The following is a 13,353-nucleotide window of genomic DNA, read 5'->3' on the forward strand; positions in this document are numbered from 1 at the left end:
AATGAGCCTAGTAGAATCTTAAAGCAGTTTTTGAATGTTTTCATATGGGCTGCCACGGACGGCAGCCCAAGGCTGATAGCGAAATGGACTGAGCTTGAAGCCGGTAGGAAAACATCCAAAAACTGCTTTTAATTCTACTTGGCGAATGTAATATGAATGCAATTAATACTAATATTGCCGCCACTGCTATTAAGTAACATAACAAGTGTCTGCGAGATACATACAGTCCCTTCGAATAGTCAAAGCCGTGAAAGGACACGTGACCTATGCTCGTTTGTGGCATTAAGAAAATCAGCAATTCTTCTCCAATGCTGCAATAGGCCAAGGCTACGGATTTATGCTTCCAGCGGGCACCTTCGATTAATTCAAGAACAAGTCCCTAGAGTTCACTACGCTATCTCTTTGCCAAATCCATATTCTGTAAAAAAATGCCCATGAATAGTAACATACTTATTCTACTCCCAGCCCAGGTTCTTTCGCTTTTCCTTCATGTCGGCTACGATTTGCTTGGCAAGTGCAACAGGGTCTGTGTTCACATTCATGGTAGAACCTAGGATTTCCTTGGTGCCATACTTTAGGAATTCGATGACATTTTTAGAGCCGTATATAGGCGCCTCCACACAGTGATAAGAGCTGATTCCATTTAGTCTAAAGCCAAGGGCTGCATCTATTCCCTTTTCATTGCCCCACTCTGGTGAGCTAAATGCAAAAGGTAGCTCATAGAGATTCTTACCAAGCTCTCCTGCTATACCTGCAAAGATTCCTGTGGACCTGGTGTTATCAATACACTCTCCCACATGCCAAACTGGTGGCAGGTCAGGCTCTAAGAACTGACGCAAGCTTTCTCCCGCCTTTTCCTTGCCAGAAATAGCACAATATCCAAGCTTCATCAGTGGGAAGGATGCACAGCCATTAGTGATAATAAGCACATTGTTCTTAAGAAGCTCGTCTGCCACATCCACAATGCACTTCTCATAAAGAACCTTAGGGTTGTTGCAGCCTACCATATTTACTACGCCAAGAATCTGTCCTGATTTAATAGCCTCTGCCAGTGGCTTCATGCTGCCAAATCTTCTGTGGATGTATTCTACAGAAAATCCTACCTCAGCTTCCACCTCGTATGGTGGGATGTATACAGGAATTCCCTTTCTATCCTCAAAGCTTTCAATAGCACGCCTTACAATCTTTTCTGCCAATGCCTTAGTTTCAGATATGTTGCTGTGATGATGGTCATACTCATATCTTTCAGCCCCAGGCAATCTCGCGGATTCACTGGTGGTTACCACTGTAGTCTTAAAGCATTTAGCCACATCCATAATGGCAGGGAAAACATCCTGCACATCTGCCACCCACAAATCAAGTGCTCCTGTACCAAGAACAAGTTCTGCGGAAACTGCATTCGAAAGAGGGATGACGCCGCTTTGTCTGTACATTGCAGAAAGTCCTGAACAGCAGATACCGTAAAAACGAATTCCCTTTGCCCCCTTAGATTTGGCTAGCTCCACTAAATCCTCTCTTTTTCCTGCCTCTACAATCTGGCTTACAAGAAGTGGAAGATGGCCGTGTACTGCAATATTTACATAACCCTTTTTTAGGGCTCCAATATTTACCTTAGATGTAACTCTATCACCTACTCCAAACAATGAATCTGTTGCGATTGATGCGCCTACTACACCTGAAAATGTAAATGCCAGACCACAACGCAAGAACTGCTGCATGATGCTCTTCCAATCCCCATCTGTAGCGCAGCCTGATTTGTGATATGCCTCAAACACTTCGTGGTAGGCGCTGATTGGCAGGATATCAAGGTCTTCCCACACCTTTTGTCTTTCAGGAAGGGCGCAGGCTGAGATGGTCTTGTATTCATCAGGAACTGTACGGGACAAATCCTCCAAGAGAGCATCTGCCAAATCCTTAGCCACATGCTTAAGCTGTCGATTCTTGGTTCTGATTCCAAAGGCCGCTGCTGTACTTCTTATTTTCTGCTCACCTAGAATTGGTATATCCAGCTCTCCCTCTGCTGCCTTCTTAAGTGCAAGCATTACCTCTCTTGCATGCATACCATGCTGAGCCGCACCAGCTGCTGCTGAGCGAAGCAAGTTTCTTGCTACAATCAAATCTGCATCTGCACCGCACACTCCCTTTGGAGCCTTAGGTGTAATGCGACATGGTCCCATATTACAAATCTTACAACAAGTGCCACAAAGACCAAAATTGCACTGAGGCTTTTGTGCATCAAACCTATCAAACGTGGTATCAATCCCAAGCTGCTCCATTCTAAGAAGCATTTCCCTTACTGCTGGATCTGGCGTGTTATCTATTACATCCTGCTTTGATGGGAATGTCTTTCGGTATTCTGCAACCGCATTCATGTAGTCCTTTGTGAAATCTCCATCGTCCTCATCCCCATGATGACTAGCCTCCAGAGTCACCGTAGGAATTCCGTGCTCATCAAAGCCTATAAGATTTCTGTGGGAATGAATGTGCTCTATGCCTTTCTTGCCAGTATGTGTTTCATGCTCATGTGTATGACTCATTATCTGCTCCTTTTACTATTAGATGTTGTACTCAATTGCATCTTCGTTTTTCATATTTAACAAATCAAAAATCTTATCTCTTACTAATAAGAAATCTCCGCTGGTTCTATCTCTAAAATGATGTAGTGGCACCTTTATAACTCCCTTTACCTTGCCAGGATTAGGTGTCATAACAACAATTCTATCAGCCAGATAAACTGCCTCTTCAATATCATGGGTGACAAAGATGATTGTCTTCTTTTCCCTTTTACAGATATCTAAAATGTCATCCTGAAGCTTCATTCTTGTGATTGCATCCAAAGCTCCAAGGGGCTCATCCATAAATAGGATATCAGGCTCCACTGCAAGCGCCCTTGCGATTGCAACTCTTTGCTTCATTCCACCAGAAAGCTGTCTAGGGTAGCTTTTGGCGAAATTCTCAAGCTTCACCATCTCAAGGTATGTCCTTACAATCTTAGCCCTCTCATCCTTACTTATCTTTTTGTTTTCAAGACCAAGTGCAACATTTTTCTCCACTGTGCGCCATGGAAGAAGTCCATAGTTTTGAAAAATAGTAACATTCTTTGTGCTAGGACCAGTTACCTCTTTTCCATCTATGGTAATACTTCCCTCGTTGACCAAATCAAAGCCTGCAATAGCATTTAATAGTGTACTTTTGCCACAGCCAGATGGACCAAGCAAGCAGATGAATTCTCCCTTTTCTATATCCAGATTAACATCTGTTAAAGCTCTAAATTCCTGACCGTTTTCAACAAATGTTTTCCCTGCATTTTCTATATGAATATAAGACATTTTATTCACCTCCCCATGCTCTTAATACCTTCTTTTCCACAATGCCAAGGAGAAAATCAAGAAGCAATCCGATGATACCTATTACAAATATTGTAGCAAGAAGCAAATCTGCCCGCACGTTGTTTCTCGCATCAATAATCTGATAGCCAAGGCCCGACTGGGCACCAACCATCTCACCTGCCACAAGAAATATCCATGCACTTCCCAAAGCTAAATGAATGGCATTTGCAATCTGTGGAAATGCCGCCGGAAGAATCACCTTCCACAAAAGGGCAGGCTGTCTTATTCCAAAATTCTCAGATACCCTAAAATAGATATCATCTATCTTCATAATTGCCGAAACCGTTGACAGCAGTACTGGGAAAAAAGCAGCGATAAATATAATCACAATAGCCGGCAAATCTCCTATTCCAAACAACAGCACCACAAAAGGCATCCAGGCTGTTGGAGATATTGGCCTAAGTAGCTGGAGGGCTGGGTTAACATAATTGAACACCTTTGGAAGGCTACCTAGAATTAGCCCTAAGATAACTGCAACAATTACAGATAGGCCATAGCCTATAGCAAATCTTCCCATGCTGGTAATGAATGATTCTAATAGCTGCCCTGATGTAAGAAGCTCAATCAATGCATTAAATGCCATTAGAGGTGATGGGAACAGAGCCTCGCTGTAATCACTAAATATAAATGCCACCTGCCAAAGTGCTATTAAGATAGCAATAGAAACAATTACATATTTTATAGAATTTAGTTTTTTCATAATCTTCATCCCTTAAAAATCGTTCTTAACAAATTCGTTGTAGCTTGGTGGATTATCTAATAAGCCGTAATCCACTACCTTTTCAGATAGCTGCTCGTACATAGCCTCTGTTATCTCCAGGTCATCAAAGGAAATCCATTTTAAGGAAATATCAAGGACATCATCCTTCTGATTTAGATATTCCTTTGCCACCTTCTTTGCCTCTTCTAAGGTAAGTGCGCTGCCTGCCTTTTTGTAGCCTTCCACATAAGCCTTTGCCACCTTTGGACGGCTTTCTATAAAGCTATCTGTAAGCACCAGACCACAGCATACGCTATCTTCCCAAAGCTCATTTGATTCGTACAGAACCTTACCTGCTCCAATAGATACTCCCATTGCCCCAAATGGCTCTGCCACGCAATATCCATCTATTGTTCCTGCTGCAAGAGCTGAAGGCATTTCTGTAGGCGCCAGCTCCACCACATTTATGTCATCTATAGTCAGACCATTCTTAGTAAGAGCATCGTTTACAAGGATGTTATGGGATGACTGTCTATGAGGGATGGCAATTGTTCTTCCCTTTAAATCTGCCCCGTCCTTAACATCATTTGAAACAACAATCACATTGCCATCTCTATGTCCTAATGCTACTGCCTTTATACCAATACCTTCTGCCTTAGACTTCATAGCAAGCTCAATGAGAACTGAAGCGCCATCCACCTGACCTGAATTAAGAGCATCCAAAAGCTCTGGCCATGAGCCATACTTTACAAGCTCCACCTGAATGTTTTCATTTTTCTCAAGCTCCTTTGCTTCCTTAAGCACTGCCAAAGAATGTGTAATTGGCAGATAAGCAATTTTTACTGTTTCTACAGATTCACTGGCTTTGCTTTTGCCGGCTCCGCCACATGCCACCAAAGAAAGTGCAAGGCATCCTAATAAGATAATCGATATAAGTTTTTTCATAGCATTTCTCCTTCATTTTTAGTATGAAGATACTATAAATATTATTACCCAGTAGGTCAATAGGTTTTAGGGCTAATAAAAAACTATAGCGAGTTATCAATATTTTTTATAACCCGCTATAGTTAAAATTGAAAACACTATTTTTCCATGGAATAAAGCTTAGCTGCAATAGCCGAAACACAAGGCACTGTGCCAATGATTCCAATAGAGCCTGCGATAGCTCTAATCATTTCGATTGCAACAAAATCTGTATTTACTAATTGGATGAAGGAAACCCCATAGGAATAAATAAGCACCATCATGTTAAGTGAGCCACCAACATAAGCTAGCACCAAGGTGTTTGCCATGGTTCCCATTGCATCCCTTCCGATATTCATACCTGCTGCAAAAAGCTCTTTAAAACCTAGCTTAGCATTTGCCTCATGGACCTCTCCTATTGCAGATGATATGGACATTGCAATATCCATTACAGCACCAATAGCCGCTATAAGGATGCTACTTATAAAAAGTCCTCTAAGCTGAACTGGATAGCTGGATTTAACTAAAAGCAAGGCCTCCGCCTCATCCATCTGAAATGTGGTAACACCACCTATATGTGCTACCATAGCTCCAAGAAGGGCTGCTATAAGAACTCCTGCAAGGCTGCCTAAAGCTGCTGCAACAGTTTTCTTTTGAATGCCGCCTATCAACAAATAGCATATTGCCGAAGTAATAAACACTATAGCGATAGTAAGTGGTATAGGTGCCACTCCCTTAAGAGTAAGAGGAAGCAGCACAAACACAATAACAAGCACTGTATATACAAGCCCAAGGAATGCCTTAAGCCCCTGCTTACCACCAAGAGCAATAAGAACTATCGCAAATACGATAACAAGCCCGATGATAAGTGGAACCCTGTCATAGTTGTAGATACTAACAGAATATTCATGCTCCCCTGTAGTATCGATTCTCACACTTACCCTATCTCCCTTTGACACATCCACATTATAAAGAGCGCTGTAATAGTTAGTCACCTTGCAGACATCGCCCTTGTAGCGACCTGTCAAAAGCTCCAGCTCAAGTGTGGTATCTCCTTTTTTTACATTTTCAATTTCTTCATCAACTGCCGTATTATCCTCTAAAACAGAGAGGACTCTAGCGGTTTCATATTCCACGCCAGAGTCCTCTGTAATAGTGTATGTAGGCCTGTCGGCATTAGCGTAAGCGATTACGCCAATGCTCAAACCTACAAATAATACGACTGATACAATTTTAATAATCAGTTCGTTTTTCATTTCTTACTTTCCAAGTAACTTTGCTAGTAGTCCAAACTTTCCTGCAAGTGTTACTCCAACTCCTGCAATAATTATAACAGATGCTGCAGCAACTGGCACTACTGGAAATTCCTTTTCTTCAGGAGCTGCTTCTGGAACCTGCTCATCAGCAATAGTCTCAGATGGCTGTGGATCCTGTGAAACTGTCTCTTCTTCAGTAGTCTCTTCTGTTACATCCTCAGTTGTATCATCTGCCATTTCTTCGTTGTCATTGCCAAGGATTGCATCTCTTACAGCTCTAAATCTGTTGACTACATTTCTTACTGCACGACCAACTGGTGTATCAGCAATAGGAGCGATAATAGCATCTACAGCCTTATCAACAGCTGTATTGATATTTCTGATTACTGCTGCGATTGGATTGCTGCTTGAACCACTATTTCCACTGTTGCCACCGTTACCACCTGGTGTTACCGAAGGTGCTGAACCAACAAGCTTAATATCATCACAGTTTCTTACTCTAAATACTGGCACTGAAACATCTGAATCTCCCTCAGGATGCTTGTAAAGAACACCTACTGCAGAAACTGTAGCGCCAACCTTTACAAAATCAGCAAGCTCATTCTTGCCTGTTGTAGCTGATTTGATGTAACCATCGATGAAGATAGCTGCTTCAACGCCTGTGTCATCCATGAGCCAGAACTCTTCGATAGCACCGTCTGCACCAATAGCTACTCTTGTAACCTTACCTTCTGTTTCAAGCAATGAACCACCAAGTGCTTCGTAGTCCATAGCAGTCTTTGTATCTACCTTCTTAGGAGCATAGATATATGGCTCATCCTTAAGAATCTTGTATGAGATAACCTTAAGCTCCTTATCGCCCTGATACTGTGATACATATCCTACGATACGCATCTTTGTACCGATTGCAAGACCTGGTGTTGCGTAAGGGAAGATATCAATACCGGCTGTCTCATCCTGAAGATAGATTGTATCGAAGAATGTAGTATTTTCGTTGTCTGTACCAGATGTTACATATCCTTCTACAGCAAATACTTCATTCATGGCACCTTTTCTTGCCTCAGCAATTGTTGAAACTGGAAGCTCAACCTGTGAACCATCTAAAATATTGTTTACAATTGTGTGGTTTACATAAGGAAGAGAATCGTTGTTATCCATCTCTGCCTTTACTTCGAAGTCTGAAAGGAATACACCACCGGCAACAATAATCTGTCCGCCTGCCTTAGTCTTCTGACGAGCAAGGAATGTTACATTACCTTCGTTGTCATTCTTCTTACCCTTAACTCCGTTTTCAAGAACACCTTCAACGGCCTTACCGTTTTCATCCTTGCAGTCTACAGAGTATGTTGTATCGTAACCCTTTACAAGCCACTCTGCTGCATCAACAAAATCGTTAGCCTTTGCATTTGAAATATCAACTGAACATCCTGAATACTGGCTGTATTTCTGTCCTTCCTTGAAGCCTGCAAGAAGCTCAGAATCAAGATTTACATTTGTAGGATACATTCTGTAAACCTGACCGCCGTTGTTCTTATCATCGCAAACTTCATCAGAACCCATGCGAATTGTAGCACCAATAGCTGAAAGAAGCTTGTTCTGCTCTGTTGCTGTCTGGCAATCTGTTGAATCAGAGTAATCTGCCAAACCACAAACTGCTACGGAACCACCATTTGCCACGTAATCCTTTACAAGTGCGATAAACTCATCGCTGTAGTGACTAACCTTGTAGTCACCTGCATTTGCTGTTCCAGATTTCTTAGCTGGAGCAGCAACTACAAGAAGCTTGCAGTTCTTTAATGTGTCAGCTGTTATTTCATCCTTAACAACTGTAGCGCGAATATTCTTTGCTGCGCAAAGCTTAATAAATGCATTTACATTTCCACCATAGTAGCCTGTTACATAATCATTGTAATGAGTACCATCAATAACAATATCTGCAATCATAGATGGAAGTGCATAGTTTACAGTGAGCTTATCTGTGTATACCTTTGGCACACCATTAAGCGTTGCTCTAACTGTAATCTCATAGGTTACCTGACCAGCTTCATTATATACATAATCTGTCTTAAATGTAGCTGTGCCCTTAGCTTCTACTGAAGGAACTCCTGCTTCTTCTCCAGTAAGTGCAGCCACTTCTGTTTCCTTGCCATCAACATCCTTAAGTACAACATCAACGAAATCAATCTTAAGGTCAGATGATTCATTGTTGTACAAGTCAACATTAACATCAAGGCTTTCTCCCTTAACAGGAAGTACTGTGTTTGTGTATGTCTTGTTAATACCACAAGCTTCTACCTCACCTACCCATACAGGAGCTGTAACAGCAATATCACCGTCATCCTCTGTAATCTTTAGATAGTAATATGAATAGCTTGAAGGTACATTGAATGTAACAGTAGTATCATTTGTTGATACATTCTCCATAGCGATTGACTGGCCACCATTTACGATAACTTCAACTCGGCCAATCTTTGAATCTGTAGGATCCTTGATGTCTGCCTTGATTTCTACTGTGTCATCTACAGCATCCTTCTCAAGGATTGTACCCATGATATAGCTGTTAAGTGTGTAGTAAATTGAAAGATCGTTATCCTCTGTTGCATAGATACGATAGTTTCTCATTGCATCATAGATAGCGTTCTCATCGTTAACATCAGCAAGCATTACTGTACGAGCTGTGTTAGCATCGCCCCACTTACCCTTGTGGTTATCCTGGTTGTTTGTAGGAGCTACGTGCCATCCCTTATCAAGTGCACGTGTGTAGTACTCATAAGATGGGAAGTAACCTGAAGAACCGATTGTTCCTTCACCGTTACCAACCTCAATCATAGTAATAAGGTTATCGTTCTCTTCTGAATAGTATGCAAAATCACTGAAATCACCGAAGGTTGTACCTGGGTGGTTGAACTGGCTGATAGAATCAGGAACAGTTCTAAGTGCTGCATAGTAGTTCTGAAGAGCTGTTGAGTATGTTGAAAACTCTGTCTGTGTACGGCTCTGGAAACCTGGTGTGTTGTATGTGTTCATATGACCAAGTCCATTTGACCATGTCATTTCATAACCGTAAGCACATGTGAATTTGTCTGTTGAATACTGCTTTACAAGATTGTGAGCGTATGTCCACTCATCTGTAGCAGCCTTATCAACGTTCTCAGTAATCTTTGATTCCTTTTCGTTATCAATTGAGTTACTGTGGTCTGTGATTACAATGTAATCTAAGTTATCTACATTTGTTGCATGCTTAAGAGCATCCTCTAAAGAACCTGCTCCATCTGAAATATTTGTATGAGCATGAATCTGTCCAAAGTAGATGTTGTATTTGTCATTAAGTCTCTTTGTAAACTTAACTGTTGCTACTGCGCTATCCTTGTAGCCTTCCTTTGTAGCCTTAACCTGAATCTGGCATGGAAGAGATTTAAGCTCAAATGAACCTGTGTATGTAATCCAGTCATCATGCTCATTAACTGTCTCCTCTTTAGTTTCAGACTCAGCATTCTCCTGGCTTGTCTTTTCTTCTGCTGCAATCTCTTCATCAGTCATGTATCTGTAAAGGATTGTTGCATCTTCTGTCTTAGACTTAAGTGTTACCTTTTGGTTCTCAATAACAGCACCACCGTTTGGTGTAGCCTTAACTGCTGCAACCTGAGCCTGAGTGTACATGTAGCTTACTGTAATACTCTTTTCTAAGCCTTCTTTAACAGCATAGGCCTGAACTGTAGCTGGAAGCTCATTAAGTGTAACCTTTTCATCAGGATTATACTTAGCAAATTCTGAACCGTTTACTGAATAGTAAACATCAGCGCCTTCTGTAAGAGATGTAAGTGCAATCTTCTCTCCTACTGCAACTTCCCCGCTTGTAGGATTTGCAACAACAAATCTTGTTCTTGTATTATCAACAACAGGGTTACCCTTTACAACAACGCCATCCATACGGATAACGCCACCCTTTGAAGGAGCCTTATCACCCTTAGCTGAAAGCTCTCCTGGAACTAATCTGATATATACCTTCTCAGCATTAGCTGCTGCATTTGGAATATCAAATGTGAAGTTTACATAATATGTAGGAGCCAAAGATGTCTTTGCAATACCATCTGTGATATCGCCAGAACCATTTACCTCAAATGGCTCCATAATAGCCTTGCCATCATCCCCTGTCTTACCAGAGTTCTTGTAAGCTGTGTACTTGTAAGAATATGTACCAGTCTTAAAGTTCTTAAAGTTCTCTCCATCTGTAGAGTACTGTAACTGGAAAGATCCTGCTGCTGTGTTTGAAGCTCTCATTCTAAACTCAAGGCCTAAGTTACCATAGCCTAAAGTAGAAAGCTCAAACTGCATGTAATCACTTGCTGCATTTGCTACACCAGTAGAACCCATGTAATAGCTTGTAGAACCAGTTGTTGTACTTGTAGCAGATGTCCATGGCTTTGATGCAGCACCGTCTACAACTGCTGTGTACTTTGCTGTCTTATCAAGCATATCGTTTGTAGCGTATTTATCACCATAGATTGTTGTAGCACACTCTTCGTACTCATTGTAATGAGCATTACCTGCCCACTGACCAACTGTAAGTCTTTCATCTTCGTACTCAAGCTTTACGGTCTTCTCGCCTTCTGCAAGAGCATAGAAGTTAAATGCATAAATAGCATCTTCCTTAAATCCGTATGCAGAAAATCCGCTGTAGTACTCTAATGCCTGCTGGCTTGAGCCAACCTTTGCAAAAGCATTCTTAAGATAATACTTACCTGAGTTATTATCATCAGCTGCAACCTCTGTCCAAAGGCCATTGTCTGTTAATGTATCTTTGAATGTAAGGTTTGCGTATGTCTTTGTCTTACCATTTGATTCCTTTTCTACTAAATCAATAGTAAGGTACTTATCATCTGCTGTCTTGAATGAATAGTTTCCATTGTCATCAAGAGCTACTTTAAGTACGACAGCACCTGTTCCCTTTGTCTCAAGTGTGCCATCCTCAGAAATAGTAGCATCAGCTTCCTTAAGCTTGCCGTTATTCTCTTCGGCTGTCATTACCTTTGATGAACCTGGAAAGTAAACTACTACCTCATCGCCATCATAAAGCTCTCTTGTAAGAAGCTTGCCTACTGTGTTTGTTGTTGGCTCCTCAGCCTTAGCTGTAACCTCAGGAACTGTGTAAGCTGAAAACTTGTAAGCATCAATCTTGCTCTTTCCAGCTGTGTAGCTGTAAGTTGTAAATAAATTATCTCTGCTATAGAATTCCATGTACTGAGGAGAATTCTTATAAGCAGCCTTTGCGTTCTTAATAAGGTAAGTTCCATCTTCCTGTGCTTCAAAAGACCATGCGCTGCAATCAGTCTTTTCTGTAACAAATGAAAGATTGTTACCTGTAGAACCTGTTGTAAGATAATGCTTCGTATATACGTTATCGATTGGAAGCATTGTAGTGATGTAGTACTCGCCCTCTACCTCAGCCTTCTCTAATGAAAGCTTTGCAATAGGAGCCTCAGCCTCTTCATAAGTAAGAAGCTTATCATCATTAAGCTTTGCAGCAACTGGCTCAAGCTTAGAGCTCTTTGCTGTTGTTGACATAATGCTTGCATCATTGAATGCAAGAACGAATTCCTGCTCTTCATCAAGCTTTGTTATGTCTGTAATCTTGCTACCCTTCTTTAGTGTGTAGCTGAATGAAACTATCTCACTCTTCTCGTCACCGTTTGTAGCATAAGCATAGATTGTAGTGTCCTTTGTGATAACAATTGCTTCCTTATATGGAGAATAGTTATCCTCGCTACCATTTACATTGTAGTAAATCTTTGCATCTTCGCTTGCAGTTTCAAGTGTTACTGCAGTACCAAAATCAACTGCCTCACCGCTTTCGATAGAAGCTGTTGGTGCTGCCACCTTAGCATCACCTGCGCTCTTTTCTGTAAGCTTGTAGAAACCAACGCTTTGATTTTTGATGTTGTTTGTAGTTGGGGATGTGTAAGCTCTAAAATCCTTCTTGTTATAAACTCCTAAATAACGAGCTACCCCCTTAGAATCCTTAGCTGAAAGATATCCGCAGTCAGCAAGCTCCCATCTAGCACCAACTTCATCACCTGGCATACTACTAACTCTAATACCATTGTTAGAAGCTGTAGTGTAAAGATAATTAGAACCAGAAGCAAATGTGTAATATGTCTTAGTTACAGTCTCTTCCTTCTTTTCATCTTCCTTCTCATCTTGCACTTCCTCTTCTATAGAAGTTTTCTCTTCTGTAGCTTCAGATAAAGATAAGTCTGCTTCACCCTCAGCGCTTACCTTATTAACCTCTTCCTTAGAAGAATCGGTGGCTTCCTCACCAACTGTTTCTGCTGTTGCAGATTCCTCTTCCTTACTAGAAGAATTATCCTCAGCCACGGTCTTTACTTCTGTATTTACATCAGTAAGACTCTTTTCTTCCAAAGATTCTTCCTTTGCTTCAGAGTTGTTCTCACTATCTGCAACAACAGTCTCCTCCACAGTTTTAGTTGAAACAGTCCAAGCGTAGTCGCTGTCCTTACCATCTAAAACAGTAAGTTCATTTCCATTAACTGTTGCAGGCACTGCACCAGGGCCTGTCTTAGTGGCAGCTGCGCTTGGCATAACATAGGTTTCGCCATCAGATGTTGTAATTGCGATGGCAATAGAGTCACTAGAAGTGATCTCGCCTAGGCTTACCTTAGTCCATACATGATTTGTTTCTTCTGCACGAGATACAAAGGACATATCAGAATATGCAGTCGTTGCAATCATCAAAAAAGCCAGAACTAAAGAAAGCCCTCTTCGAGCCAATTTTTTCATTCCTATACTCTCCTCCTTTATTAATATCTGACAAAACGCGTCAAAAAAAGCGACCCACACCAATCATCCGCTATTAACCTCAATGATTCGGTATGTAAATCGCCTTTCCTAAATCGTTATGTCGTGTAATGCTAGAGTATCATTTATTAAATCCCTTTTCAATAAAAAATTCACACTCTAATCACATTTTCATCACATTGTACAAAAATTTTAAATCTTCTGTGCTTTTTACTAATTGGTACTATTA

The 13,353-nt window shown here is 41.2% G+C and carries 6 protein-coding genes; all 6 read right to left on the reverse strand.

The features are described from left to right. Window positions 1-455 precede the first annotated feature (455 nt). The 6 genes from cooS to IJ535_RS07480 all read right to left on the reverse strand — a co-directional run bounded on the left by cooS (window position 456) and on the right by IJ535_RS07480 (window position 13,106). Window positions 456-2,537: an anaerobic carbon-monoxide dehydrogenase catalytic subunit gene (gene cooS / locus IJ535_RS07455; protein ID WP_294300803.1), complete on the reverse strand. Its 2,082-nt coding sequence runs from the start codon at window positions 2,535-2,537 to the stop codon at window positions 456-458. Window positions 2,538-2,555: 18 nt separating this feature from the next. Beyond that, entirely contained in the window at window positions 2,556-3,329 is a 774-nt protein-coding gene (locus IJ535_RS07460) for an ABC transporter ATP-binding protein (RefSeq protein WP_294300806.1), read from the reverse strand. Between the two features lies 1 nt (window position 3,330). Then, window positions 3,331-4,089: an ABC transporter permease gene (locus IJ535_RS07465; RefSeq protein ID WP_294295798.1), complete on the reverse strand. Its 759-nt coding sequence runs from the start codon at window positions 4,087-4,089 to the stop codon at window positions 3,331-3,333. A 12-nt stretch (window positions 4,090-4,101) separates the two neighbouring features. After that, entirely contained in the window at window positions 4,102-5,034 is a 933-nt protein-coding gene (locus IJ535_RS07470) for an ABC transporter substrate-binding protein (RefSeq protein ID WP_294300809.1), read from the reverse strand. Window positions 5,035-5,171: 137 nt separating this feature from the next. Continuing rightward, window positions 5,172-6,308 (reverse strand): YibE/F family protein, encoded by a 1,137-nt coding sequence (locus tag IJ535_RS07475; RefSeq protein WP_294300812.1) that lies wholly within the window; start codon window positions 6,306-6,308, stop codon window positions 5,172-5,174. A 3-nt stretch (window positions 6,309-6,311) separates the two neighbouring features. Beyond that, window positions 6,312-13,106, reverse strand: a complete 6,795-nt coding sequence (locus IJ535_RS07480; protein WP_294300815.1) for a CehA/McbA family metallohydrolase — start codon at window positions 13,104-13,106, stop codon at window positions 6,312-6,314. Between the last annotated feature and the right edge of the window lie 247 nt (window positions 13,107-13,353).

This window comes from Pseudobutyrivibrio sp. (assembly GCF_017471675.1).
Lineage (GTDB): Bacteria > Bacillota > Clostridia > Lachnospirales > Lachnospiraceae > Pseudobutyrivibrio.

What these genes read in the sequence shown, in the direction of transcription:
- IJ535_RS07480 (WP_294300815.1), bottom strand. Translation starts at nt 13,106, where the DNA reads ATGAAAAAATTGGCTCGAAGAGGGCTTTCTTTAGTTCTGGCTTTTTTG.
- IJ535_RS07470 (WP_294300809.1), bottom strand. Translation starts at nt 5,034, where the DNA reads ATGAAAAAACTTATATCGATTATCTTATTAGGATGCCTTGCACTTTCT.
- IJ535_RS07460 (WP_294300806.1), bottom strand. Translation starts at nt 3,329, where the DNA reads ATGTCTTATATTCATATAGAAAATGCAGGGAAAACATTTGTTGAAAAC.
- cooS (WP_294300803.1), bottom strand. Translation starts at nt 2,537, where the DNA reads ATGAGTCATACACATGAGCATGAAACACATACTGGCAAGAAAGGCATA.
- IJ535_RS07475 (WP_294300812.1), bottom strand. Translation starts at nt 6,308, where the DNA reads ATGAAAAACGAACTGATTATTAAAATTGTATCAGTCGTATTATTTGTA.
- IJ535_RS07465 (WP_294295798.1), bottom strand. Translation starts at nt 4,089, where the DNA reads ATGAAAAAACTAAATTCTATAAAATATGTAATTGTTTCTATTGCTATC.